General features: G+C 66.8%; 23 protein-coding genes and 1 tRNA gene. 13 read left to right on the top strand and 11 right to left on the bottom strand.

Features of this window, described 5'->3' with window-relative positions:
• Positions 1–73 precede the first annotated feature (73 nt).
• The 8 genes from JI664_RS00300 to JI664_RS00265 all read left to right on the top strand — a co-directional run bounded on the left by JI664_RS00300 (position 74) and on the right by JI664_RS00265 (position 10,160).
• On the top strand, positions 74–967 hold the full coding sequence (locus JI664_RS00300; RefSeq protein WP_414707702.1) for a D-alanine--D-alanine ligase: 894 nt from the start codon (positions 74–76) through the stop codon (positions 965–967).
• A complete protein-coding gene (locus JI664_RS00295; protein ID WP_207011711.1) occupies positions 955–2,394 on the top strand; it encodes a cell division protein FtsQ/DivIB in 1,440 nt (479 codons plus the stop codon). The genes JI664_RS00300 and JI664_RS00295 overlap by 13 nt, the downstream gene beginning before the upstream one ends.
• Complete coding sequence (gene ftsA / locus JI664_RS00290; protein ID WP_207011710.1) at positions 2,391–3,725, top strand: cell division protein FtsA; 1,335 nt, start codon at positions 2,391–2,393, stop codon at positions 3,723–3,725. Before JI664_RS00295 ends, ftsA begins: the two co-directional genes overlap by 4 nt.
• A 276-nt stretch (positions 3,726–4,001) precedes the next feature.
• Positions 4,002–5,777 carry a cell division protein FtsZ gene (ftsZ, locus tag JI664_RS00285; RefSeq protein WP_207011709.1) on the top strand — a complete coding sequence of 592 codons (1,776 nt, stop codon included), beginning with the start codon at positions 4,002–4,004 and terminating at the stop codon, positions 5,775–5,777.
• A gap of 255 nt (positions 5,778–6,032) precedes the next feature.
• On the top strand, positions 6,033–6,959 hold the full coding sequence (gene lpxC / locus JI664_RS00280; protein ID WP_207011708.1) for a UDP-3-O-acyl-N-acetylglucosamine deacetylase: 927 nt from the start codon (positions 6,033–6,035) through the stop codon (positions 6,957–6,959).
• A gap of 259 nt (positions 6,960–7,218) precedes the next feature.
• Positions 7,219–8,079 (top strand): outer membrane protein assembly factor BamD, encoded by an 861-nt coding sequence (locus JI664_RS00275; RefSeq protein ID WP_207011707.1) that lies wholly within the window; start codon positions 7,219–7,221, stop codon positions 8,077–8,079.
• Between the two features lie 17 nt (positions 8,080–8,096).
• Positions 8,097–9,752, top strand: coding sequence for a DNA repair protein RecN (gene recN / locus JI664_RS00270; RefSeq protein ID WP_207011706.1), 1,656 nt, complete (start codon positions 8,097–8,099; stop codon positions 9,750–9,752).
• A 33-nt stretch (positions 9,753–9,785) separates the two neighbouring features.
• Complete coding sequence (locus tag JI664_RS00265; RefSeq protein ID WP_207011705.1) at positions 9,786–10,160, top strand: hypothetical protein; 375 nt, start codon at positions 9,786–9,788, stop codon at positions 10,158–10,160.
• 155 nt (positions 10,161–10,315) lie between these two features.
• On the opposite strand, the gene JI664_RS00260 is transcribed toward JI664_RS00265, so the two are convergent.
• Genes JI664_RS00260 through JI664_RS00240 form a run of 5 tightly spaced genes read right to left on the bottom strand, consistent with a single transcriptional unit; the run spans position 10,316 to position 14,179 of the window.
• A complete protein-coding gene (locus JI664_RS00260; protein ID WP_207011704.1) occupies positions 10,316–11,161 on the bottom strand; it encodes a DMT family transporter in 846 nt (281 codons plus the stop codon).
• A 12-nt stretch (positions 11,162–11,173) separates the two neighbouring features.
• On the bottom strand, positions 11,174–12,316 hold the full coding sequence (locus JI664_RS00255) for an aminotransferase class V-fold PLP-dependent enzyme (RefSeq protein ID WP_207011703.1): 1,143 nt from the start codon (positions 12,314–12,316) through the stop codon (positions 11,174–11,176).
• A 34-nt stretch (positions 12,317–12,350) separates the two neighbouring features.
• Positions 12,351–13,073, bottom strand: coding sequence for a polysaccharide deacetylase family protein (locus JI664_RS00250; protein WP_207011702.1), 723 nt, complete (start codon positions 13,071–13,073; stop codon positions 12,351–12,353).
• A gap of 49 nt (positions 13,074–13,122) precedes the next feature.
• Complete coding sequence (locus tag JI664_RS00245; protein WP_207011701.1) at positions 13,123–13,728, bottom strand: LysE family transporter; 606 nt, start codon at positions 13,726–13,728, stop codon at positions 13,123–13,125.
• A gap of 1 nt (position 13,729) precedes the next feature.
• Positions 13,730–14,179 (bottom strand): Lrp/AsnC family transcriptional regulator, encoded by a 450-nt coding sequence (locus tag JI664_RS00240; protein WP_211201588.1) that lies wholly within the window; start codon positions 14,177–14,179, stop codon positions 13,730–13,732.
• A 125-nt stretch (positions 14,180–14,304) separates the two neighbouring features.
• On the opposite strand from JI664_RS00240, the gene JI664_RS00235 reads away from it, so the two are divergent.
• Positions 14,305–14,378: transfer RNA gene (locus tag JI664_RS00235), tRNA-Gly, on the top strand.
• Positions 14,379–14,424: 46 nt separating this feature from the next.
• On the opposite strand, the gene JI664_RS00230 is transcribed toward JI664_RS00235, so the two are convergent.
• Positions 14,425–15,021 carry a sulfotransferase family 2 domain-containing protein gene (locus tag JI664_RS00230; protein WP_207011700.1) on the bottom strand — a complete coding sequence of 199 codons (597 nt, stop codon included), beginning with the start codon at positions 15,019–15,021 and terminating at the stop codon, positions 14,425–14,427.
• Between the two features lie 173 nt (positions 15,022–15,194).
• Here JI664_RS00230 and recA point away from each other — a divergent pair, with 173 nt between their 5' ends.
• Both recA and JI664_RS00220 read left to right on the top strand, forming a co-directional pair.
• The gene (recA, locus tag JI664_RS00225) at positions 15,195–16,265 is read left to right on the top strand and encodes a recombinase RecA (RefSeq protein ID WP_207011699.1); all 1,071 of its coding nucleotides are present in this window, start codon (positions 15,195–15,197) and stop codon (positions 16,263–16,265) included.
• On the top strand, positions 16,262–16,813 hold the full coding sequence (locus tag JI664_RS00220) for a hypothetical protein (RefSeq protein ID WP_207011698.1): 552 nt from the start codon (positions 16,262–16,264) through the stop codon (positions 16,811–16,813). The genes recA and JI664_RS00220 overlap by 4 nt, the downstream gene beginning before the upstream one ends.
• Positions 16,814–17,305: 492 nt before the next feature.
• Here the strand turns inward: JI664_RS00220 and JI664_RS00215 are convergent, their stop codons facing one another.
• Both JI664_RS00215 and JI664_RS00210 read right to left on the bottom strand, forming a co-directional pair.
• Complete coding sequence (locus JI664_RS00215; RefSeq protein ID WP_207011697.1) at positions 17,306–17,731, bottom strand: metallopeptidase family protein; 426 nt, start codon at positions 17,729–17,731, stop codon at positions 17,306–17,308.
• 67 nt (positions 17,732–17,798) lie between these two features.
• Positions 17,799–18,770 (bottom strand): helix-turn-helix domain-containing protein, encoded by a 972-nt coding sequence (locus JI664_RS00210; RefSeq protein WP_207011696.1) that lies wholly within the window; start codon positions 18,768–18,770, stop codon positions 17,799–17,801.
• A 60-nt stretch (positions 18,771–18,830) separates the two neighbouring features.
• On the opposite strand from JI664_RS00210, the gene JI664_RS00205 reads away from it, so the two are divergent.
• Positions 18,831–19,556 (top strand): alpha/beta fold hydrolase, encoded by a 726-nt coding sequence (locus tag JI664_RS00205; protein WP_207011695.1) that lies wholly within the window; start codon positions 18,831–18,833, stop codon positions 19,554–19,556.
• Positions 19,557–19,632: 76 nt separating this feature from the next.
• Positions 19,633–20,958, top strand: a complete 1,326-nt coding sequence (gene gltX / locus JI664_RS00200) for a glutamate--tRNA ligase (RefSeq protein WP_207011694.1) — start codon at positions 19,633–19,635, stop codon at positions 20,956–20,958.
• A 107-nt stretch (positions 20,959–21,065) separates the two neighbouring features.
• On the opposite strand, the gene JI664_RS00195 is transcribed toward gltX, so the two are convergent.
• The 3 genes from JI664_RS00195 to JI664_RS00185 all read right to left on the bottom strand — a co-directional run bounded on the left by JI664_RS00195 (position 21,066) and on the right by JI664_RS00185 (position 23,947).
• Entirely contained in the window at positions 21,066–22,673 is a 1,608-nt protein-coding gene (locus JI664_RS00195) for a vWA domain-containing protein (RefSeq protein ID WP_207011693.1), read from the bottom strand.
• A 159-nt stretch (positions 22,674–22,832) separates the two neighbouring features.
• Positions 22,833–23,531: an NUDIX hydrolase gene (locus tag JI664_RS00190; RefSeq protein ID WP_207012081.1), complete on the bottom strand. Its 699-nt coding sequence runs from the start codon at positions 23,529–23,531 to the stop codon at positions 22,833–22,835.
• Positions 23,532–23,548: 17 nt separating this feature from the next.
• Entirely contained in the window at positions 23,549–23,947 is a 399-nt protein-coding gene (locus tag JI664_RS00185; RefSeq protein WP_207011692.1) for a DUF983 domain-containing protein, read from the bottom strand.
• Positions 23,948–24,068: the final 121 nt, after the last annotated feature.

Genomic DNA, 24,068 nt, shown 5'->3' with positions numbered 1-24,068 from the left:
GGGTCAAAAGACCCCGGATGAGGCAGAGTTGGTGGGCATGTCGAGCAGGGCAGCCCCCACAGTGGCGGTGTTGATGGGCGGACCCTCGGCTGAGCGCGAGGTGTCGCTGGCAACGGGGCGCAATTGCGCCGAAGCCCTGCGGGTGGCCGGATTCAACGTGGTCGAAATTGACGCGGGCAGCGATCTGCCCGAGCGTCTGGACTCTCTCAAGCCCGATGTATGCTTCAACGCCCTGCATGGCCGCTGGGGCGAGGATGGCTGCGTGCAGGGCCTGCTGGAATGGCTGCGCATTCCCTATACGCATTCGGGCGTTCTGGCCTCGGCGCTGGCGATGGACAAGGAACGCACCAAGGACATTTACCGCGCCGCCGGGCTGCCGGTGCTGGCCAGTGTGCTTGCCGCCAAGGACGAGGTCCGCGCGCGCCACGTGATCGCGCCGCCCTATGTCGTGAAGCCCTATAACGAAGGCTCGTCGGTCGGTGTCTGGATCGTGCAATCGGACAATAACGGCCCGCCGCAGCTTGACGACGCGATGCCCGACACGGTGATGGTCGAAGCTTATGCACCGGGGCGGGAACTGACCTGTTCGGTGCTCGACGATCCCAAAGAGGGCGCGCGGGCGCTCACGGTGACCGATATCGTCACCGAGGGCTGGTACGATTACGACGCCAAGTACAAGGAAGGCGGCTCGCACCACGTCGTGCCTGCCGAGATCCCGGCCGAGATTTTCGACGCCTGCATGGCGTATTCGCTGCGCGCCCATAAGGCGCTGGGTTGCCGGGGCCTCAGCCGCACCGATTTCCGCTGGGACGAGTCGCGCGGGATCGACGGGCTGGTGCTGTTGGAAACCAATACCCAGCCCGGGTTCACCGCGACCTCGCTCAGCCCCGAACAGGCAGCGCATTGCGGCATCGACTTCCCCGAGCTTTGCCGCCTGCTGGTGGAGGATGCCTCGTGTCAGCGCTGATGTCCGACCTGCCGCCGGTTGACGAGCCCGACGCCCCGACCCACGACACCGTGCATCGCGGACCGTGGGTCTGGCCCGCCCGGCACGCGGTCACGGCGCCCGATCTTCCTGCCGGGCGGCCGCTGCGCCGCGACCGACCCGTCGCGCCGAAATGGCCCAGCGATCTGCCCGAACGGGCATGGCCGCCGATGCCCGAACCCGATCCGGTCCTGCGCCATGGGGCGCAGCCCGACCGCGATGCCGAGCCGCCCTTGGGCAACCTGCCGCATGAAGTCGCGGAATGGGCGGGGTCGGATACCGGGCGCGATTCCTGGAGCGCGGGCGGGCACGCTACGGGCAAAGGCGGGGGCTTTGCCACCGGCAGCGACACGGCCAGCCCACTGCCGGTCCATGACGCGATGCGCACCGTTCTGGGCACGGCGCCGCGCCCGAAATCCGCCGACACCCGCCGCGCCGAACCGCGCAGCTATCCCGGCACGCAGTCAACCGTCGCGACAGCGAACTGGACCATGGGCGCGCAATCCGCGACCGCGAGCGATGCGGTCGATGGCGGCGCCATGCGCCGTAGCTTCGACCCGTCGCCCAGCCGCTTGGCTTATCGCCTCAACCGGCTGTGGCTGACGCCGCTGGTGCGGACCTTCGTCTGCATCGGCCTGCCGCTTTTGCTGATCGCCGCGACTTTGGGGGGCTGGGTTTCAAAGCCCGATAACCGCGAGATGATTGCCGCGCAGGTGACCGCCGCCACCGACTGGTTCCACAACCAGCCGATGTTCCGCGTGTCGTCGCTCGAAGTGCTTTCGCGCTCGCCCGAAGTGGCGACCGGTGTCGAGCGGCTGATGGGCCTGCGCTTCCCGGTTTCGTCCTGGGATCTCGACCTGTCCGAATTGCGCGCCGAGGCCGAGGCGCTCGATGCGGTCGAACGCGCGTGGCTGCAGGTGCGCTCGGACGGGGTGCTCGAGGTCCGCATCGTCGAACGCGTCCCGGCCATGGTCTGGCGTCATGGGCAGGAGCTGTTCCTTGTCGATGAGACCGGCCATCGCGTCGCCCGCGTCGCCTCGCGCGTGACCCGCGCAGACCTGCCGTTGATCGTGGGGCCGGGTGCGCCCGACGCGATTGCCGAGGCCGCCGAGCTTTGGGCCGCCGCCGCGCCGATCCGGCAACGGGTGCGTGGCCTCGTGCGGGTGGGCGAGCGGCGCTGGGACCTTGTGCTTGACCGGGGCCAGCGCGTGCTTCTGCCCGCCGAGGGCGCGGTCGCCGCGCTCGACCGTGTGGTCGCCATGACCGAAAACAGCGTGCAGCAGTTGCTGTCTCGCGACCTTGTGAGCGTGGATATGCGCACGCCCTCCCGCCCGACCCTGCGCCTGGCCGAGCCGGCGCTGGAACAACTCACCAACACCGCCCTCAATACCGGAGCCTCCCGCCGATGACCGTGTTCTACGATTCCCAACGAGCGCAGCGTAACCTCCGCCAGCAGGCCATGCAGCGGGGGGTGATCGCGGTGATGGATGTGGGGTCGCACAAGGTGGCGTGCCTGATCCTGAAATTCGGCGTCTCGGAAGGGCCGCGCGAAGGCTCGGGCGTGGGCAATATGGCGGGGCAGGCGGCATTTCGGGTGATCGGCGCGGGCACCACCTGTTCGCGCGGCGTCCGGTTCGGCGAGATCGCGGCGATGCGCGAGACCGAGCGTGCCGTGCGCACCGCTTTGCAGAATGCCCAGAAGATGGCGCAGACCCGCGTTGATCACGCGATCCTGACCTTCTCGGGTGGAGATATGCGCAGCTACGGGCTGGAAGGCGCGGTCGAGCTGGAAGGCGACCGCGTCTCTGAAAGCGATATCGCCCGCGTGCTCGACAGCTGCATCCTGCCCGATATCGGCCATGACCGTGAAGCGCTGCACGCCCAGCCCGTGAACTTCGTGCTCGACCACCGCACCGGCCTTGCCGATCCGCGCGGGCAGTCGGGACGGATGCTGGGCTGCGACATGCACATGCTCAGCGTCTCGGCCGATGTGGTGCAGAACCTCGTCCATTGCCTCAAGCGCTGCGATGTCGAGGTCGCGGGCCTTGCCGCCGCGCCCTATGTCGCGGGCCGCGCCGCCCTGGTCGAGGACGAGCAGGAACTGGGCGCCGCCGTGATCGACATGGGCGGCGGTACGACCACGCTGTCGATCTTCATCAAGGGGCACATGATCTACGCCGACAGCGTGCGGCTGGGCGGCGAGCATATCACTTCGGACATCGCCATCGCGCTGCAGGTGCCGTCCTCCACCGCCGAGCGGATCAAGACCTTCCATGGCGGTCTGGTGGCCACCCGGCAGGACGACCGCCAGCATATCGAGATCGGCGGCGACAGCGGAGACTGGGACAAGGACCGTCGCACCGTCACGCGCTCGGCGCTGATCAGCATCATGCGGCCCCGCGTCGAGGAGATCCTTGAAGAGGTCCGCGCACGGCTTGACGTGGCAGGGTTCGATCATCTTCCCAGCCAGCAGATCGTGCTGACGGGCGGGGGCAGCCAGATCCCGGGCCTCGATCGGCTGGCGGCGAAGATCCTCGGGCCGCAGGTGCGGCTGGGCCGTCCGATCCGCGTGCCGGGCCTGCCTCAGGCCGCGACGGGGCCCGAATACGCGGCCATCGTCGGGCTGTGCCAGTATGCCGCCCATCCGCAGGACGAATGGTGGGATTTCGACATGCCCGCGCAGGCCTTCGCCTCGCGCCCGCTCAAGCGCGCGATGCGCTGGTTCCGTGACAACTGGTAACCCCTTCGTGACGGGCGGCGGGCCGTGTTAGGAACGCCGCAAAACTGCCTGAGAATGTAGAAAAAATCCTATTTTGACCCCTTTGCCATTTGTCAGTCGATTGGCAAATTTCCGCGAAAAAATAAGGGACTACGGGGCGAGAAGGCAATTTTTTTGATGACGCCGACTCGGGGCCGGGTTAGGATTGTCCTAATTCGGCAAATCATCAAATGACCGGATGGCACCGAGCAGAAAATCTGACCGGAAAATCCGGCAACAAGAACAGGCGGACAGGCAATGGCTCTGACACTAGGGGTTTCCCAGGCACAAGATTTGACGCCGCGCATCACCGTGTTCGGTGTGGGCGGCGCGGGCGGTAACGCCGTCAACAACATGATCGACCAGAACCTCGAAGGTGTCGATTTCGTCGTCGCCAATACCGATGCGCAGGCGCTGCAGCAATCCAAGGCCTCGACCCGCATTCAGCTGGGTGTCGAAGCGACCGAGGGGCTGGGCGCGGGCGCGCGTCCCGAGGTCGGCGCGAATGCCGCCGCCGAGACGCTTGAAGACATCATGGACCACCTGTCCGGTGCGCATATGTGCTTCATCACCGCCGGGATGGGCGGCGGTACCGGCACCGGAGCCGCGCCGATCATCGCGCAGGCGGCCCGCGAAATGGGCATCCTGACCGTCGGCGTCGTGACCAAGCCCTTCGCCTTTGAAGGCGCCAAGCGGATGCGTCAGGCCGAAAACGGCGTCGAAGAGCTGCAAAAGGTCGTCGATACGCTGATCATCATTCCCAACCAGAACCTGTTCCGGCTGGCGAATGAGCGCACCACCTTTACCGAAGCCTTCTCACTGGCCGATGACGTGCTGTATCAGGGCGTGAAAGGGGTCACCGACCTCATGGTCCGCCCGGGCATGATCAACCTCGACTTCGCCGACGTTCGCGCGGTGATGGACGAGATGGGCAAGGCGATGATGGGCACCGGCGAGGCCGCGGGCGAAGACCGCGCGCGTCAGGCCGCCGAAAAGGCGATCGCCAACCCGCTTCTGGACGAAATCAGCCTCAATGGCGCCAAGGGCGTTCTGATCAACATCACCGGCGGTCACGACCTGACCCTGTTCGAGCTGGACGAGGCTGCGAACCTCATCCGCAACAAGGTTGACCCCGAAGCCAACATCATCGTCGGCTCGACGCTGGACCCCGAGATGGAAGGTGCGATCCGCGTCTCGGTCGTCGCCACCGGTATCGAGGCCCAGCCTGTCACCGCCGAAGTGCCGCGCCGCCGTCTGGCCGAGCCGCTTCTGGTCGAGCAGCCGGCGCCCGAACCCGCGCCCGAGCCCGTTTACGAGGCCGAGCAGCAGGATCACGGCTACGACAATAACGGCTACCAGAGCTACGAGGCCGCCGAAGCGCCCGCGCAATACGACGACTCGTTCGAATACGAGCACGAGCCGCAGCAAGCCGCGCAACCGGCCCCGCAGCGCTACGATGCGCCCGAGACCTATGCCCAGCACAACGAGCCGGTCTATCGCGAGCCGCGTCCCGAGATGCGGCATGAGCCTCGCGCGGAACACCGCGCCGAGCCGCGTCCGGAAATGCGCGCCGCGCCGCAGCCGGAACCGGTTCAGGAAGACTTCTTCCTCGAAGACGTGCTGGGTGATGAAACCCGCCAGCCCGCGCGCCGCGGCATGAACCGCGCGCCCGAGATGGTGCAGCCCGCGCCGCAGCCGGAAAGCTATGGCCGTCAGCCCCGCACCGCCGGTGAGCCCAGCCCCGAGACCCTGCAGCGTCTGCAGAAAGCGGTCAGCAAGCAGCCCGAGCGCCCCGCCGCCGCGCATCGCGCGCCGACTCCGGTGCGCCAGCAGCCCGCACCGCAGCCCGAACAGCGCCGTGGCCTGGGTGGCCTGATCCACCGCATGGCGGGCGTCGGCCACGGGGGCGGCACACGTCAGGAAGCGCCGGTTTCCGGCAACCGCGCCGTGCGCCACGATTACGAGGATGAGGCCCAGCAGCATTCGCAGGACCAGATCGAGATCCCCGCTTTCCTGCGCCGGCAGGCGAACTGAGCGGAATCCGCGATCACATCGCTGTAACATGATTGGAAAAGGGTCGGTTTCGAACCGGCCCTTTTTCTTTTTGTGGCAATGGTTTAGGTGCTCCTTGTCTGGCCTGCGCGGAAACTCGCGCATGCGTGAGACCTCTGTTACATCGTGTTACAAAGCGTGACTTGAGGATCGCGAAGACGGTTCATATTAACCTCAGTACCTGAGCAGATGAATTGTGCAGCCCGAACGGGCGCCGTCCCCGTCGAGGAACCCTTCGTGCAAACCACCTTGTCGACATCCGTCCGTTTCGAGGGCACCGCCCTTCATTCGGGCCTGCCCGTCGCCCTGACCGTGCACCCTGCGGCGCCCGGCCATGGTGTGGTGTTTCACCGTCTCGATCTGGACCGCCCGCTGCGCGAATGCCGCGTGAAGGTCGGGCCTGAGCAACTGATCGAAGCCAATCTCTGCACCAAGATCGGCAATGAATACGGCGTGACCGTGGCAACCATCGAGCATCTGATGGCAGCGCTGGCCGGGTGCGGCATCCATAACGCGCGCATCACGCTTGACGGGCCGGAAGTGCCGATCCTCGACGGGTCGTCGCGCCCGTTCGTCACCGCTTTTGTTGCGGTCGGCGCCCGTGAACAGAACGCACCGCTTCGCGCCATCCGGCTGCGCAAGCCCGTCGAGGTTCGCATGGGCGACGCGTGGGCCCGGCTTGAGCCCGCCTCGCATCTGTCGATCGCCTTCGAGATCGACTTCCCCGACGCCGCCATCGGCCACCAGACCTGTGAGCTTGACCTGTGTAACGGCGCCTTCGTGCGTGAACTCAGCGATTGCCGCACCTTCTGCCGGCAGGAAGATGTCGACCGGATGCGGGCCAACGGCCTTGCGCTGGGGGGCACCTATGAGAACGCCGTCGTCGTCAAAGGCGGCGCCGTGCTCAGCCCCGGCGGTCTGCGTCGCTCGGACGAGCCGGTGCGCCATAAGATGCTTGATGCGATGGGCGACCTTGCCGTCGCGGGTGCGCCAATCATCGGTCGCTATGTCGGCCACCGTGCCGGTCACACCCTGACCGGCCGCCTTGTGCGGGCGCTGCTGGCCGACCGTTCGGCATGGGACTGGGTCGTGGTCGACGGGGCCAGCGCGCATTCCATGCCCGGCGCCGGTGTCAGCGCCGAGGATCTGCTCGCTACCGCCTGAGCAATCGCCAGAACCACAGCCCGAACCTCAGCCAGAGCGGGCAGCCGGTGGCCTTCGTCGCGCGGCCTGCAAGCCCCCGCCATCCCCGGCACTTTTCCGCGCAAAGGCGTTTTGCGTGTGCCCGGTAAACGTGCTACGAGACCCCGGCGCGCGCCCGCTTTCCCGGGTGGCGCGGATTCGGCCCGGTGCGGGCCGTAAGCATACGGACGTGACCGCACAGGCGCGACGAAACAGGGACGTGACAGGAATGAGGCACGGCATGGTCGGCAGCGGCAAGAAGCCCGGCTTTCGCAAAGGGGCGTCGCTGCTGGTAACGGGGGCACTGGTCCTGACACTGGCCGCCTGCTCAAATGAGGTGGGCGATAACGAACCGCTCGACGCCTTCAGCGCCGAGGAAATCTTTGCACGCGGCGAGTATGTGCTGGAAAACAACCGCCGCGCCGATGCCTCGCTGCGCTATTTCCGCGAAGTCGAGCGCATCTATCCCTATACCGACTGGGCGCGTCGCGCGATCGTGATGCAGGCCTATGCGATGCACCGGAACGGCGATTACGAAGAAGCCCGCGCCACCGCGCAGCGCTTTCTCGATCAATATCCCGGCGATCCCGATGCGGCCTGGGCCGCCTATATCATCGCGCTGACCTATTACGACCAGATCGAGGATGTGGGCCGCGATCAGGGCCTGACCTTCCAGGCGCTGCAGCATCTGCGCATCGTGATCGAGCAATATCCGAACACCGAATATGCCCGCTCGGCAGTGCTGAAATTCGACCTCGCCTTCGACCGCCTTGCGGCGAAGGAAATGGAGATCGGGCGCTATTACCTGCGCCGGGGCAATTATCAGGCCGCAGTCAACCGATTCCGCGTCGTGGTCGAGGAATTCCAGACCACCACCCATACGCCCGAAGCGCTGCACCGGCTGGTCGAATGCTATCTCGCGCTTGGCCTGCGGCAGGAAGCCCAGACGGCCGCCGCGATTCTGGGTTACAACTTCCGCTCGAACCCGTTCTATCAGGACAGTTTCGACCTGCTCACCGCCGCCGGTCTGTCGGATCAGGCCGAAGGCTCGAGCTGGCTTGTGGATATCTACCGCCAGACCGTTCGCGGCGACTGGCTCTGACGGGGACAACGCTCGCCATGCTGCGCAGCTTGGCCATTCGTGACATGTTGTTGATCGACCGGCTGGATCTCGATTTCCAGCCGGGCCTCAACGTGCTCACCGGCGAAACGGGGGCAGGCAAGTCGATCCTGCTCGACAGCCTTGGTTTCGTGCTGGGCTGGCGCGGTCGCGCCGATCTTGTGCGGCAGGGCGCCCAGCAGGGCGAGGTCGAAGCGGTCTTCGACCTGTCACCCGACCATCCCGGCCGCAAGGTTTTGGAAAAGGCGGGCATCCCTTGCGAAGACGACCTGATCCTGCGCCGTGTCAACACCGCCGAGGGGCGCAAGACCGCGTGGATCAACGATCGCCGTGCCTCGGGCGAGGTGCTGCGCGCGCTCTCGGACACGCTGGTCGAGCTGCATGGCCAGCACGATGATCGCGGGCTTTTGAACCCGCGCGGCCACCGCCACCTGCTCGACGCCTATGCCGGAACCGAGCCGCTGATCGCCGCCACCCGCAGCGCGTGGCGCAAGCTCTCCGACATTCGTCGCCAGCGCGAAGGGGCCGCCGACCGGCTGCAGGCTCTCAAGGCCGAAGAGGAATTCCTGCGCCACGCGGTCAAGGAACTCGACCAGCTCGATCCGCAGCCGGGCGAAGAGGCCGAACTCGATACCAGCCGCCGCCTGATGCAGGGCGCCGAACGCGTCGCGGGCGATGTCGCGCGGGCGCGTCAGGCGATGGGCGAGGACGGAGCCGAACGTCTGGCCATGGATGCGCTGCGCTGGCTCGAAGATGCCGCCGACGGGGTTGAGGGTCGTCTTGACGCCGCAATCGAGGCGCTGGGTCGGGCGATGGCCGAACTCTCTGACGCCGCGTCCGAGGTCGATGGCTGTCTTGATGCGCTGCAATTCGACCCGGCCGAGCTGGAACGGGTCGAGGAACGGCTGTTCGCGTTGCGCGGGCTCGCGCGCAAGCATTCCGTCTTGCCCGACGATCTGGGCGCCCATGCGGCGGCTTTGCGCGAGCGGCTTGAGACGCTCGATGCGGGCGATGACGGTCTGGCGAAGCTCGCCCAGGCCGAAGCGGCGGCGAGGGAAGACTACGACACGGCCTGCGCGGCGCTGACAGCGGCACGCAAGAAAGCGGCCAAGGCACTGGATACCGCGATGGCGGCGGAACTCGCGCCCTTGAAGATGGAGCGCGCGGTGTTCCAGACAGTGATCGCGCGCGCCGAGCCGGGGCCGGACGGCGCCGACGCGGTAACCTTCGAAGTGGCGACCAATCCGGGGGCGCCGGCGGGCGCGCTCAACAAGATCGCCTCGGGCGGGGAGCTGTCGCGCTTTCTGCTGGCGCTCAAGGTTTGCCTGACCGGCGACGAGGGCAGCCAGACCCTGATCTTCGACGAGATCGATCGCGGCGTCGGCGGGGCGACCGCCGATGCGGTGGGGCGCCGTCTGCGCGCGCTGGCGCAGGGCGCGCAGGTGCTGGTGGTGACGCATTCGCCGCAGGTCGCGGCTTTGGGGGCGCATCACTGGCGGGTCGAAAAGCGGGTCGAGAACGCGCAGACCCTGAGCCGGGTCACGCCACTTTCAGCCGATGAGCGCGTGGATGAGATTGCCCGCATGATCTCGGGTGATACCATTACCGAAGCGGCGCGTGGCGCCGCCCGCGCCCTGATCGGTGCGGACGAATAACGGGGCGCAACGGCCCCTGAGGTGGAGAGCGCTATGACTCGCAAAATCTGGTTAATGGGCCTTCTGGTCGGTATCACGGCCCTGTCGGCCTGCGGCGAGGTCCGCGATTTCCGGCGTGGCATGCCGCTGATCGGCTCGAACGCCCGCACACCGGCCCCCGCCGCCCCGGCATCGCCCGCGATGGGCACGACCCCCGCCGCCAGCGACGCTGAGACCGCCTGTATGCGCGCGGGCAGCGATGCCGGGTTCAGCGTGCAGGGCGTGGCCGGCACGCGCGAGGTTTCCGGCGCGGACGGTATGGCGGCGTCGCGCGACGTGATGCTGCAGGTCGATCGCGGCGGACAGACGATCGAGGTCCGCTGCAGCTACGATTACGCCAATGCCTCGGCGCGGATCATGACGCTGTAAACCGGGGGATTTTCCATTCCCCGGACCCCCTGGAGGATATTTCCGGATCAAAGATGAGGGGGCCGCATGGCGCGGGACTCGTCTTTGTACTGATGCTGCTCGCGGGGGGGGGGTACGCAAGAAAGAAGGGGGGCGCGCAGCCCCCCTTTGCGTGTTCAGGACCGGCGCCGGGTCAGGGTGGCGAGCGCAACGCCGGCCAGAACGATGCCAGAGGCCACGATAGCGCCGGTCGACAGCGTCTCGCCCAACGTCACGGCGCCGGCGGCGATGGCGATCACCGGTACGGTCAGTTGCGCGATGCCAGCGCGCGCGGCGCCGAGTTGCGGCAGGATCGCGTACCACAGCGCGTAGCCCAGCCCCGATGTCGCCGCCCCCGACAGGATCGCGAGCCCGAGGCCGCCGGGGGTGATCGGGCCGATGCCCATGGCCAGACAGGCAAGGGCGACCATCGGTGTGGCGAGCGCGAAATTCGCGGCTGAGGCACCGAGCGGGTCGCGCGCGCCGCGTCCGGCCAGCGAATAGAGACCCCAGCCAAGCCCTGCGGCCGCCATCATTGCGGCGGGCCAGAGAGCGAGGACGGCGTTCGTGCCCGGCAGCAGCAAAGCGGCGAGACCGGCAAGCGCCAGCGCGGCGCCTGCGAGGCGGCGCGGGCTGGGGCGATCGCCGGCGAGCGCGGCGCCGCCCAGCATTGTCACCTGCACCACGGCGAACAGGATGAGCGCGCCGATCCCCGCATCGAGCGCGAGATAGGCGAGCGAGAAGCCCACGAGATAGAGCGTGAGCCACAAAGCGGGGAGCAGATTGGCGCGGCCGGGCAGGCCTTTGCCGGCGCCAGAGCTGCGGATGCGCGCCACGAGCGCCAGCATCAGCGCGCCCGAGACCACGCGGATCAGGGCGAAGGGCAGGGCCTCGATCAGCCCCGCCCCGACCGCCGCGCGGTTGAGAAGCGAGTTCGCGGCGAAGGCGGTCATCACCAGCGCACAGAGCGCGAAGAGCCGCATCGCCGGGCTTCCTCAGGCGCCGGCTGCGGGCTCGGCCACGGCCTTGAGCGCCGCGTCGAGCCGAGCGAGGGTGCCGGGCACGTCCTTGAGCTTGTCGAGGCCGAACAGCCCGATGCGGAAGGTGCGGAAGCCTTCGGGTTCGTCCACCATCAGCGGCACGCCCGCTGCGATCTGGAAGCCCGCCGCCGCAAAGGCCGAGCCGTTCTGCAGATCGGCGCGGTCAGTATGGCAGACCACGACGCCCGGCGCGCCGAAACCATTGGCAGCGAGCGGCGGGTAGCCATAGGCTTCGAGCAGCGCGCGCGCGCCCTTGCCGAGCGCGCATTGCGCCGACTTGGCCGCGTCGAAGCCCATCTCGCGGGTTTCCACCATCGCGTCGCGCAGTCCGGCCAGCGCGTCGGTCGGCAGGGTCGCGTGATAGGCATGGCCGCCGTCTTCATAGGCTTTCATGATCGCGCGCCATTTCTTCAGGTCCAGCGCGAAACTGTCCGAGGTGGTGGCCTCGAGCCGCTTTTCCGCCCGCGGCCCCATGACGACGATGCCCGCCGAGGGCGACGCGCTCCAGCCCTTTTGCGGGGCCGAGACCAGCACGTCGACGCCGAGCGCCTTCATATCGACCCAGGCCGCGCCCGAGGCGATGCAGTCCAGCACCATCAGCGCACCTACTTCATGCGCGGCGGTGGCCAGCGCCTTGATATAGGCGTCGGGCAGGATCATCCCGGCCGAGGTTTCGACATGGGGCGCGAAGACCGCTTCGGGCTTCTCGGCGAGGATCTTCTGGGTGACTTCCTCGATCGGGGCGGGGGCGAAGGGGGCCTGCACGCCGTTCCCGGCGGGGCGTGCCTTCATCACCTCGGTATCGCTGTTGAGCTGGCCCGCGTCGAAGATCGCGCTCCAGCGGAAGCTGAACAGCCCGTTGCGCACCACGAGGCACTTGCTGCGCGCGAATTGCCGGGCGACCGATTCCATCGCATAGGTGCCGCCGCCGGGGACGAGCGCCACGGCGCTGCCGTTGTAGACCTCTTTCAACATCGCCGAGATGTCGCGCATGACGCCCTGAAAACGCTGGGACATATGGTTGAGCGAGCGGTCGGTGAAGACGACCGAGAACTCGTCGAGTCCGCCGGGATCGATATGGTCGTGTAGGGCGGGCATCGGTTTCTCCGTGGTTTGGAAACGAGGGGGCAACTTATTGTGGGCGCGGGCCGGGCGCAATGTCGCCCGCGTCCAGAAGTTCCGACACCGTGACCAGCCGGAAACCGCGTGCGTGAAGCCCGTCGATGATCTGCGGAAGCGCGTCGCGGGTGGCGTCGCGGCTGGCATACATCGCGTGAAGAAGGATGATCGAGCCGGGTTCGGCAGAGTCCACGGCCGCGCGCGCGATGCGCTCGGCCCCGGCATTGGGGTCGCTGTCGGGCTCGGTGTCCCACATAACCGTGATCCGTCCCTGCTGTTCCAGCACCCATGGCAGCGTCACCAGCCGCTTGCCATAGGGCGGACGGAACAGGATCGATGCCTCGTAGCCCGCCGCGCGAATCGCCGCGTCGGTGCGGGCGAGCTCGTTTTCCACCCATGCGGGGCGCACCAGCACCATGCGCTCATGGCTGAAGGAATGGTTGCCGATCTCGTGCCCGGCGGCGATGAGGGCGTGCAATTCGTCCGCGTGCTCTTCGGCCTCGCGCCCGGTGACGAAGAAGGTCGCGCGCACGCCGCGACCGGCGAGAATGCCCAGAACCTGCTCGGTATAGCCCGGCATCGGGCCGTCATCGAAGGTCAGCGCGACAAGCGGCTGATCCGTGTCGACCCGCGCGACGACGGTGCCGAAAAGCTGAAAGCCGCGCGCTTTCGAGAGCAGGTAGGCGCCGCCGCCGAGCGCGGCCAGAAGCAACAGAAGGGCGAAGAGGCGTTTCATCGCCGTACCTTCCCCCGTCGGGCGGGTAGCCGTCCAGTCCCCGCCGCGCTCAGAGCGCGCCGATGAGCGCCCAGACGCCGAGCCCCGCCAGCATCAGCGCCGAGCCGCGCGCGACCCACAGCGCGAAGCCTGCGGGCAGGCGGCTGCGTGTGGCGGCGACCGCGCCCGACAGGAAGGCCCACCATGCCAGCGAGCCGAGAAAGACGCCCGCCACGGCGATGGCGGCTTGCGCGATGCCCGGATCCTCGGCCAGTCCAAGGCCTGCGAACATCGCTACGAAGGACAGGATCGTTGCCGGATTGGCGATGGTCAGCGCAAAGGTGGTGGCCGCCGTGGCGATCAGCGTGCGGGCATCCGCGCGTGCGGCGCGGGCCGGCTGTCCGGCCTGACGCCAGCCCCGCACTGCCAGCACGATCAACAGCAATCCGCCCGCGATCCGCACCACCCCTGCGCCATTGTCCAGAACGCCTGCCAGCGCGGCGAAGCCAAAGGCTGCGACACCTGCATAGGCTGCGTCCGCCAGCGCGGTGCCGAAGCCGCCCGCGAAACCGGCGGCAAAGCCGGCCTGCAGCGTGCGCGCGATACACAGGGCACCGATGGGCCCCAGCGGGGCCGCGACGGCAAGGCCAAGGATCAGGGCTTTCACGAACAGCATGTCAGGGGGCTTTCGGCACGAAAGTGTCGGGCACTGCCGAGGACAGCGCCAGTACGCTTTCCGACCGCGCGACCATGCCGCGCGCCTTCATCCCAGCCAGAAAGTCCTCAAGGCCGCTCAGCGAATGCGTCCGCAGCTTGATCAGGTATGACCAGCCGCCGGTAACGTGATGGCATTCCAGAATCGCAGGGTCGGCGGCGGCAAGCGCGCGAAAGGCGGCCTCGTCGGCTTGTTCGGGCAGGGCGATCCAGACAAAGGCGAGGACCGGCAGGCCCAAAGCGTCGGGATCGGCTTCTAGCGTGAATCGGCGGATTGCCCCCTGCGCGGTGAGACGGCGCAGCCGGTCGTTCACGGCCGAGGTGGACAGACCCACATGCTGGCCGATATCGGCCAGCGCGCGGCGCGCATCAGCGGCAAGAAGGTCGACAATTTTGCGGTCTGTATCATCCATAGCCGCAATATTGACGAGACAATACAGAATCTACAAGAAAATAATCGGTCTCGTAGAGCGGCGCTGCAGGACCAGTCTCTCCCCCTTGCCCTCGCACGCGCAAGACGGTATCCCTGCGGAACCTGGCGGGTATGGTGTAATGGTAGCGCCTCAGCCTTCCAAGCTGATGGTGCGGGTTCGATTCCCGCTACCCGCTCCAGGATCTCCCCGATAGCGCGATATTCCGGCGGGCTCTGGCCCTTGCGTCAGCCGATGGCGTCGTAGAGCGCGTAATCCTCGGCCATACGCTCGGCCAGTTGCGCGCGCAGATCGTCGGGCAGGTCGCGGTCGCCCTCGGGTGAGACGTTTTCCTTGGGCAACTCGATGGCGAAATCCAGCCGGTCCTCGAGATAGGTGACGAAGCCGCCGATATCCTCGTATCGAAACAGCCGGTCGACGCCACAAGCCGTCCCGTCAGAGCCCTTGAGGAACTCGGCCTGCGAGCCGACATCGGCCAGCGCGTGCCGGGGTTCATGCAGGTAAGCCTCGGCAAAATCGGCGAAACTCAGACCGCGCGTGCCGGCTGGCATGTCAAGAATATCCTCACGCAGACGCGAACGATACCAAGACCCCAGCCAGTCCACCGGCTCGCGGATCAGCGCCAGCGCGGTGAAGTCGCCGCCCGACATCTCGCGCAGGTAAGGACGCAGGTAGCGTTGCCAAGTGCGGGCATCGGTATGCTTCAGCGCGGCGGGCTGCATCACAGGCAGGGCGGCCAGAGACCCCAGCGCGGCCTCAATGGCCGTGGAGCCCGTCTTCGGCGTTGCCAGCAGCACAAGCCGCTGTTTCCAGAATACTAGCATTGAGGCTCGCGTATCGTCGTCCTGAACGGTTTTTTAACCAATCAATGCCGAAGTTGGAACACCCGGAATAACGCTTGAAATGTTCTTGTTTCGTGCGCATATAGTGTGAGAACAAGATATGAACAAACGCAGTATTGCTGCCCCGAGCGGGCTGTGAAATAAGAGGTCAGATCATGGCAACCGCGAGCCTTCTCGACATGCAAGACAAACGCTCTCAGGAAAAGCAGAAGGCGCTCGATTCGGCGCTGGCGCAGATCGAGCGGCAGTTCGGCAAAGGGTCGATCATGAAGCTCGGCGCCGACAACCCGGTGAGCGAGATCGAAGCGACCTCGACAGGGTCGCTGGGTCTCGACATCGCGCTCGGCATCGGCGGTCTGCCCAAGGGGCGGATCATCGAAATCTACGGGCCGGAAAGCTCGGGCAAGACCACGCTGACGCTGCATGTGCTGGCAGAAGAGCAGAAAAAGGGCGGCGTCTGCGCCTTTGTCGACGCCGAACACGCGCTCGACCCGCAATATGCCAAGCGTCTGGGCGTCAATCTGGACGAACTGCTGATCTCGCAGCCCGATACGGGCGAGCAGGGGCTGGAGATCGTCGATACGCTCGTGCGCTCGGGCGCGGTGTCGCTGGTGGTGGTCGACTCGGTCGCCGCGCTGACGCCGAAATCCGAACTCGAAGGCGATATGGGCGATTCCAGCGTCGGCGTTCATGCCCGCCTGATGAGCCAGGCGATGCGCAAGCTGACCGGTTCGATCTCGCGCTCGAAATGCATGGTGATCTTCATCAACCAGATCCGCATGAAGATCGGCGTGATGTTCGGCTCGCCCGAAACCACGACGGGCGGCAACGCGCTGAAGTTCTATTCTTCGGTCCGTCTGGACATCCGTCGCATCGGCTCGATCAAGGATCGGGAAGAAGTGGTCGGCAACCAGACCCGCGTGAAAGTGGTCAAGAACAAGGTCGCGCCGCCGTTCAAGCAGGTCGAATTCGACATCATGTATGGCGAAGGGATCTCGAAAACCGGTGAGCTGCTCGATATCGGCGTCAAGGCCGGCGTGGTCGAGAAATCGGGCTCGTGGTATTCCTACGGGGATGAGCGGATCGGGCAGGGGCGTGAAAACGCCAAGAACTACCTGAAGGCCAACCAGCAGATCGCTCTCGCTATCGAAGACAAGATCCGCGCTGCCAATGGTCTGGATTTCCAGATGACCAGCAGCGACGATGGCGAAGTCCTCGAAGAGTGAATTTCGCCACCCGCGCCGAACTGGACGCGGCGCTGCCCGGTATTCTGGCAGCGCCAAAGGACGGCGCGGAGATCGGGGCGCTCTGCCTCAGACCTGAACGCAACACCCGCCGTTTCGTCGACCGGATCGAGGTGACGCGCGAGCAGGGCATTCCCGGGGAACGGTGGCTGCGCGAACCCTGGCTGCGGCTGCCCGACGGCACACCGCATCCGGGGATACAGGTCTGCATCCTGTCGCGCCGGGTGCTCGATCTGGTCTGGCGCGACCGCGAGACGGTGGTGCATCCGGGCGATACCTTCATCGTCGATATGGATCTGGGCATGGACAACCTGCCTGAGGGTACATTGTTGCAGGCCGGCTGTGCCGTGTTGCGCGTGTCCGGGGTCTTCAACGATGCCTGCGTGAAATGGAAAGCGCGCTACGGGGCCGCGTCCAAAGACTGGATCAACGCCCCCGAAAACCACCGCCACCGGCTGCGCGGTATCCTGTGCAGCGTTGAGAGCGACGGGGCGATCCACAACGGGAACCGACTGTTGAAACAGGGCTGACGGGGCTTTGTCCGGCAAGGGAGAGCAGGCTCTGAGGCGGGTGCGGGCCGTGCGGCGAGGCTGACCGGATCGGGGTGTTTGTGTGGGAGCCGCCCGATGCGGCACCGTTTGGGTTGGTGTTATTTCGAACGCAGCCAACAACAGAACCGGTAGAATTCTCCGACTTCGTTAAGGGAAGCGCTGCACGGCGCGCGGCTTTCACGGCAAGCCGGTATCTGGCGTATCATCCGTGTGCAGCGTTAGCGGGAGCTACGCGGCGTATCGCCGGACCAGACGCCGGGCGCCGTAAGCGAGCGGCTGGGCTAGCGGCGAGACACGCATGTGACTGCAGGTGCTAGCGACACGGAATCCTTAAGCGACGGCGCGAGCAATCGCTTTCCCGTAGCGCTCGAACGGCTTCGTCTCTTGTCTTGCTCGTCCTGTGCACCGTTACGATCCATGCTGCACAGCCTGCGCAGCCGAAATCCGGATCGCGGATAGCGATCCGTGCGATCATTCCCACCAGTGGTCGATGCGGGCGATGTCCGCGTCCGACCAGCCGAGGTGATGCGCCAGTTCATGCACGAAGACATGCGTCACCAGCGTGTCCAGTGCCACGTCGCCGCGCGCGCACCATTCGTCGAGGATCGCCGCGCGAAACAGCCAGATCATGTCGGGCTGTACCGCGACGTCCATCAGCGATTTCTCGGTCAGCGGGATGCCGTCATAAAGGCCGGTCAGTTCCAGCGGGTCGTCGATGCCGAGCGCGTCGAGCATCTCGTCAGGCGCGATCTCGGCCACCTGCAAGGTGATACCGCGCGCGGCCTCGGCGAAGGGTGCGGGCAGGTCTGCGAGCGCAGCCTCGGCCAGCGCCTCAATCTCGTCGAGGCTGGGGGCGGTCTGACCGCGCCATGTCTTGAGGGGTTCGGGATCGTTCATAAGGGGAATACGCCGGGCGGGGGCAGGGGTTCCTGCGGCAAAAGGACGGAGGAAGCGACGCGCGCGCCTAACCTTCGCCACGTCGCCACGCGCCGGGGCTGAGCCCATAGGCGGCGCGAAACGCGCGGGCGAAAGGGGCGGGGTCGCTGTAGCCGACGGCGAAAGCGACATCGGCGATGCCAAGCCTGCGGCCCGGCGCGCGCAGAAGCCGGGCGGCGCGGGCCAGACGCTCACGGCTGAGCGCGGCGGCGAAACCGTCGTCCTCGGCGGCGAGAAGGCGCTGGATCTGACGCGCCGACAGCCCGATCTCGGCGGCGCAATCGGCCAGCGACCAGCCCGGCCGCGCGGCATTCGCCCGGATCGCCGCATGAATGCGCAAGGTGGCCCCGTCGGGCGATGGCGTTCCGGCATCGTCGGCCGCAAGTCCGACCAGCTTCAGAAACACCGCGTGCAGACCGGCGAGCGGACCCTGCCGCTGGGCGGTATCGGTCAGCGCGCGGGCGGCTTCGAGGCAGAGCGCGCCGTAGACCGGATGATCGGACAGCCGGTGCGGCCCGGGGGCGAAGCGGGCCGGGATGGCGGATTTGGGCACCATAAGCGAAGCCACGCGCAGGCCTGAGCGGCGCGAATGGTCGAGCGTGAAGGGCGCGTCGGAATCGAACAGCCCGACCTCGCCGGGATGCAGTGCGACGGTGCGGCCGGCCTGCGTGATGGCGCAAAGGCCGCCCAGTTGCAGGTTCACGTACCAGCAGGGCATGGGCGACGAGGCGATCTCGGCCCCGGTGCGCAGCACGCTATGGCTGCGCGCCGAAACGATGTTGAGCGCGCCCGCCTGCTCGCCGCCCGGCATTTCGTGGGAATGCACGCCCGCGCGGAACGTGGCGCGCGCTTCGCGGCCCAGTTCGGGCCGGAGCGGCATGAACGCCGCGCAAATCCCCTCGCGGTAATAATCGAACGCCTCGCCCGGGGCGACATCGCGGGTATCCCACACGCGCGGTGGGCTGGCGCTTTCGGTCACGGGGGCGGCGTGCTGGGTCATGGCGCGATGATGCCCCGTGAGGCAGGCTTGCGTCCAGTCAAAGCTGAGGGAGGAACGCTCATGACGACCTATGTGCTCGTGCACGGCGCTTGGCATACCGGGGCCGAATTCGAACCCGTGGCCGAGGCCATCCGCGCCGAGGGCCATATCGTCCATTGCCCGACCATCGCGGGCAACCGGCCCGGCGAGGGCAAGGATGTGGGGCTGGATGCGGCGATTGCGTCGATTGTCGGGTATCTGGCCGACAACGATCTGAGCGACGTGGTGCTGCTGGGCCATTCGTATGGCGGGATGGTGATCACCGGCGTCGCCGACCGCGCGGCTGAGCGGATCCGGCGGCTGGTCTACTGGAACGCTTTCGTGCCCAATAACGGCGAGGCACTCAACGATATGGTGCCGCCGCATTACGTGGCTTTGTTCGACGGCGTCTCGGCGGCGAGCGCGGATAACACGGTGATGTTGCCCTTCCCGATCTGGCGCGAGGCTTTCATCAACGATGCCGATCTGGCGCTGGCAGAGCGGGCTTACGGGGTGCTCAACCCGCATCCCTATGCCACGTTCACCGACAAGATCGCGCTGTCTAAGAATCCGGCCGAGATGGAGCTGCCGAAATCCTATCTGTTCTGTACCGAGGACACGGCGCTGCCGCAGAGCCTTGGCTGGCACCCCCGGCTGTCGGAAAAGCTGGGCCTGTTCCGGCTGGTGGCGATCCCGGGCAGTCACGAGCTGTGCTTCACCGATCCGCAGGCGCTGGCGGATGGCATCCTGAAAGCCGGACGCGACTGAGAGACCGTCGAGGAACGGGCGACGAACTGGACAAATCGCGGCGGCTGGTTCAAGACAGCGCCAACAGGAGTTCACGATGACCGTCACCCGTTTCGCCCCGTCGCCCACCGGCTATCTGCATATCGGCAACCTGCGCACGGCGCTGTTCAATTACCTGATCGCCCGCAAGACGGGCGGTCAGTTCATCCTGCGTCTGGACGATACCGACCGCGAGCGTTCCAAGCAGGAATACGTGGACGGCATCAAGCGCGATCTGGAATGGCTGGGTCTGGAATGGGACCGTGTCGAGCGTCAGTCCGAGCGGCTGGATCGCTACGCCGAGGTGGCCGATCAGCTGCGCGCGGCGGGCAAGTTCTATGAATGCTTCGAAAGCCCGACCGAGCTAGACCTCAAGCGCAAGAAGCAGCTCAACATGGGCAAGCCGCCGGTCTATGACCGTTCGGCTCTGGCGCTGAGCGATGCGGACCGCGAGAAGCTGCGCGCCGAGGGGCGTGAAGGCTATTGGCGCTTTCAGCTGGATCTTGAGCGGATCGAATGGACCGACGGCATTCTGGGCGACATTTCCATCGACGCGGCCTCGGTCTCGGACCCGGTGCTGATCCGCGCGGACGGGCAGGTGCTTTATACCTTCGCCTCGTCGGTGGATGACACCGATATGGGCGTGACCCATATCGTGCGCGGCGGCGACCATGTCACCAATACCGCGACGCAAATCCAGATCATCAAGGCTATCGGTGGCACGCCGCCCGAATTCGCCCACCATTCGCTGCTGACCGGCCCGCAGGGTGAAGCGCTGTCGAAGCGGCTGGGCACGCTCAGCCTGCGCGACCTGCGCGAGCAGGGGGTCGAGCGGATGGCGTTGCTCAGCCTGATGGCGCGCCTCGGCTCGTCCCAGCCGGTCGAGCTGCGCGCCAATCTTGACGAGATCGCCGAGGGTTTCGAGCTGTCGCAATTCGGCTCGGCGCCCACCAAGTTCGATGCCGAGGATCTGTGGCCGCTCACCCGCGCGCATGTCCAGGCGCTGCCTTACGAGGCCGTGGCAGACCATCTGTCGCAAATCGGCGTGCCCGCCGATATCGCGTCCGACTTCTGGGCGGTGGCGAAAGAGAACGTCACGCGCCTGCAGGATGTCGATGCGTGGTGGGCGCTTTGCCGCGACGGCGCCCAGCCTGAGATCGCGCCCGAGGATGCCGAATTCATCGCCGAGGCGATGAAACTGTTGCCGCCGCCGCCATACGGCCCGACCGCGTGGTCGGACTGGACGGGCGCTGTCAAGGAAGCAACGGGACGCAAGGGCAAGGGCCTGTTCATGCCGCTGCGCAAGGCGCTGACCGGGATGAGCCACGGGCCGGATATGGGCACGCTGATGCCGCTGTTGCAGAAAGTGCCGGGACGCGGCTGAGCGCGCAGCCGCGCCAGATTGGAAACGCCAGATTGAAAACGCCGCCCGTAACAGGGCGGCGTTTTGCGTGGCAGTGGTGCGGGCCGGTGCTGGGCCGGCCCCGTTTGTCACTTCCCGGCAGCAGGCGCCGCGGGAGCAGGTGGCACCACGCCCGGCACCACGGTGATCGGTCGCCGCGCGATGATCTGCCGGTTGCCGCGCATATCCTCGGCCACGAAGCGCAGTTCATAGGCGCCCGGTTCGGCGGGCGCGCTCAGCGTCACCTCGGGCCGCGCGGGGTTGAGATAGGCATAGCTCAACTCGCCCGAGAAGTCCTGATTGCCTACGGGGCTGAGGTCGATCCAGTTTTGGTTGTTGCTGGGGCCGGAGAACCGGACCGTGAACTCGCTCGACGGGCCGACCCGCTCGGGAGCGGTGAGGGTGCCCTGCGCCGGGGTGACGGTCAGCGGGCGGGTGAGGGCAACGACCCGGCCCTCGGCCCCTTCGACGATATAGCGGATCTCGTAGGCGCCGGGCGCGAGCGGCAAGATCAGCGACAGCGGATTGCCCTCGCTCACATAGGCATCGGCGGGGGCGGCATGGGTGCGGGTTTCGCCCGCCTCGATTACGTCGATATAATCGCCCTCGGCCGCCGGGCCGGTCCAGCCGATCGAGAACCGCGCGCCGCCCATGCCGGTCTCGGCGGCGTCGAGCGCATAGGTCAGCGCGGTCACCTCAAGCGGCTGCGCGGCCAGAACGCGGGCGTCTTCGCCCTCGACCTGCTCGATATAGCGCAGCGTGTAGCGGCCGGGCGTGGCGGGCACCTCGATCCGCGCGGGCAGGCCGTCGCTGAGCATCGTGTAGCTGGGCACGGCGTTGAAGCGGTCGCCGCCTTCTTCGATGATGTCGATGTAATCGCCGGGATTGAGCGGCCCGGTCACCTCGACGTTCAGGATGCTCAGCGCGCTGGCCGAGGCGGGCGCGGACAGGCTGGCCTCGGGCAGGGGGCGGGGCGTCGGCGCCGGTTGTTCGTCGAGAACCGGGGCGGGCGTGACCTCGGGTTCCGGTGCTGCGGCGGGTTCAGGCGTAGCGGGCGCAAGCGTCTGCGTCAGCGCTTCGGTCAGGCCCGCCGCGTCGTCGGCTTGGAAATAGCGCCCGCCGGTTTCCTCGGCCAGACAGGCGACCTGCGCGCCTTCCTCGGCGGACAGGCCGAAACCCACGACATGCGCGGTGAAATCGACGCCCGATTGTTCCAGCTCACGCGCCAGCGCGCAGGGATCGGCCTCGCAGGTCTCGATCCCGTCGGTGACCAGTACCACGGTCGCCGGATCTTCGGACGCGCGCAGTGCTTCGGCGGCGCGGCGGACGGCCTCGGTCAGCGGCGTGCGCCCCTGAAAGCGCATCGTGTTGACCCGCTCGGAAATCGCCGACGCGCTGCCGGGCGCGGGTTCGACCATCACTTCGATATCCGAGCAATCGCCTCGGCGGCGGTGCCCATAGGCGATCAGGCCAATCGTGGCGGCCGGGTCCATGCCGGCCAGCACCTCGGCCACCACGTCACGCGCAATCTCGAGCTTGGGCACGCCTTCGATCTGGCCCCACATCGAGCCGGAACCGTCCATGACGATCATCGTGCGGGGCGTGACGGGGCTGGTCTGGGCCTGCGCCGAAAGCGGCAGGGGCAGGCACAGGATCAGGGAAAGCGCCGAAACGGCGCGGCGAGGAAAAATGGGCATCGTGAAAAATCCCGAAGGTTGAAAACCAAAGGGTTTTCTCGCGCCTTTGGGTTTCGCGCAAGAGGCTTCACCCGCTTGTCAGGGGATTGAAATACTTGACTGACACGCAGCGGTAAAGCAGCGGTCCCGATCCTGCGCCCGCATCGCGCGCGCAGGGGGTCAGGCGAGCCTGCGAAAGACGGATTCGCCCGAGGAATTGTCGAAGAACGGCACGGAATCTTGCAGCCCTTCGAGCACCAGAGCCTCGGCTTCAGCCAGCACGACTTCGGTGATGAAGGGCAGATCCAGCGCCCGAGCCTCGGCCAGCGGGATCCAATGCAGGTGGCTCAGCTCATCCGTGGCACGCGAGAAATCGTCGAGATCGCCGACGATATCCTCGGCCCGGGCAAGGAAGAAACGCGCATCGAAACGGCGCGTGCGGCCCGGCGGGGTCACCGCGCGGAAGATGAAGCGCAGACCATCGGCGGCAGGCACCAGCCCGGTCTCGGCAAAGTCGATCCAGTCTTCGGGCACCGGTCCGGCCCACGTGCCGGGGCGGCCCAGCCTGAGCCCCGATTCCTCCCACAGCTCGCGCACGGCGGCGGCGGCCATGGCCTCGGGCGGCGGGCAGGTTTCGGTGACGGGCTGTTGCGAAAGCCGAGCGATTTCCGTGGCGGGCAAAGGCGCTGCCAGCGTGATCTTGCGGTCGTCCGGATCGATGGCGCCGCCCGGAAAGACGTATTTCGATGGCATGAAGGCCGCACCGGCGCCCCGCTGACCCATCAGAACGCGCGGCGATGCCGTATCGCCGTCACGCACCAGAACGATGGTGGCGGCGTCACGGATCGGCGGGCTCTGGACGGGCTTTGCCGGGGTCATTGCCGGGGCGTCAGTGCTCACACGCGGTCCCCGAAACCGTGCATCCGGCGCGACCATTGCAGCGCGACCAGCGCGCCCTTGAAGCGCGGCAGAAGGAAAAGCGCCATGGCCAGTGCGACGCCCCAGCACAACGCGATCATCACCCACGGTTCGGGCCGGAACGCCAGAAACACGGCCAGATACAGCGCCATGATGACCTTGCCGACGACAAGGATCGTCAGATAGGCCGGGCCGTCATCGGCGCGGTGATGGTGAAAATCCTCGCCGCAATCGGGGCAGCTGTCGGCGACCTTCAGATAGCCCTTCATGATCCGTCCGGTGCCGCAATGGGGGCAGCGACGCATCCAGCCGCGACGCAGGGCAGGGCCCAGCGGGCGGTCGTCGACGGTCTCGGTCGTTGTGGCGGTCATAGTCATAGCGGGCCTGTCTGCCGCGTTGCGGCGTCACGGGGTCGGGCGCAGACGCCCGACCGGGCAGAGTCTTGTGTGAATGCCGCAAAGATGGGCGATGCAAAGATGCAGGTCAAGTTCAGCTCTA

The organism is Rhodobacter sp. NTK016B, from assembly GCF_017303295.1.
Classification (GTDB): domain Bacteria; phylum Pseudomonadota; class Alphaproteobacteria; order Rhodobacterales; family Rhodobacteraceae; genus Pararhodobacter.
The sequence above is the reverse complement of the archived record's forward strand: the minus strand, read 5'-3'. Positions and strand labels throughout refer to the sequence as shown.

Bases quoted from the DNA above. Each gene is read 5' to 3' on its own strand.
- gltX (WP_207011694.1), top strand. From the start codon at position 19,633: ATGACCGTCACCCGTTTCGCCCCGTCGCCCACCGGCTATCTGCATATC.
- JI664_RS00260 (WP_207011704.1), bottom strand. From the start codon at position 11,161: ATGCGGCTCTTCGCGCTCTGTGCGCTGGTGATGACCGCCTTCGCCGCG.
- JI664_RS00190 (WP_207012081.1), bottom strand. From the start codon at position 23,531: ATGACCCCGGCAAAGCCCGTCCAGAGCCCGCCGATCCGTGACGCCGCC.
- recA (WP_207011699.1), top strand. From the start codon at position 15,195: ATGGCAACCGCGAGCCTTCTCGACATGCAAGACAAACGCTCTCAGGAA.
- JI664_RS00195 (WP_207011693.1), bottom strand. From the start codon at position 22,673: ATGCCCATTTTTCCTCGCCGCGCCGTTTCGGCGCTTTCCCTGATCCTG.
- JI664_RS00240 (WP_211201588.1), bottom strand. From the start codon at position 14,179: ATGGATGATACAGACCGCAAAATTGTCGACCTTCTTGCCGCTGATGCG.
- JI664_RS00210 (WP_207011696.1), bottom strand. From the start codon at position 18,770: ATGACCCAGCACGCCGCCCCCGTGACCGAAAGCGCCAGCCCACCGCGC.
- JI664_RS00245 (WP_207011701.1), bottom strand. From the start codon at position 13,728: ATGCTGTTCGTGAAAGCCCTGATCCTTGGCCTTGCCGTCGCGGCCCCG.
- JI664_RS00230 (WP_207011700.1), bottom strand. From the start codon at position 15,021: ATGCTAGTATTCTGGAAACAGCGGCTTGTGCTGCTGGCAACGCCGAAG.
- JI664_RS00215 (WP_207011697.1), bottom strand. From the start codon at position 17,731: ATGAACGATCCCGAACCCCTCAAGACATGGCGCGGTCAGACCGCCCCC.
- JI664_RS00265 (WP_207011705.1), top strand. From the start codon at position 9,786: ATGACTCGCAAAATCTGGTTAATGGGCCTTCTGGTCGGTATCACGGCC.
- ftsZ (WP_207011709.1), top strand. From the start codon at position 4,002: ATGGCTCTGACACTAGGGGTTTCCCAGGCACAAGATTTGACGCCGCGC.
- JI664_RS00250 (WP_207011702.1), bottom strand. From the start codon at position 13,073: ATGAAACGCCTCTTCGCCCTTCTGTTGCTTCTGGCCGCGCTCGGCGGC.
- ftsA (WP_207011710.1), top strand. From the start codon at position 2,391: ATGACCGTGTTCTACGATTCCCAACGAGCGCAGCGTAACCTCCGCCAG.
- JI664_RS00300 (WP_414707702.1), top strand. From the start codon at position 74: ATGGGCGGACCCTCGGCTGAGCGCGAGGTGTCGCTGGCAACGGGGCGC.
- JI664_RS00255 (WP_207011703.1), bottom strand. From the start codon at position 12,316: ATGCCCGCCCTACACGACCATATCGATCCCGGCGGACTCGACGAGTTC.
- recN (WP_207011706.1), top strand. From the start codon at position 8,097: ATGCTGCGCAGCTTGGCCATTCGTGACATGTTGTTGATCGACCGGCTG.
- JI664_RS00205 (WP_207011695.1), top strand. From the start codon at position 18,831: ATGACGACCTATGTGCTCGTGCACGGCGCTTGGCATACCGGGGCCGAA.
- JI664_RS00185 (WP_207011692.1), bottom strand. From the start codon at position 23,947: ATGACTATGACCGCCACAACGACCGAGACCGTCGACGACCGCCCGCTG.
- JI664_RS00275 (WP_207011707.1), top strand. From the start codon at position 7,219: ATGGTCGGCAGCGGCAAGAAGCCCGGCTTTCGCAAAGGGGCGTCGCTG.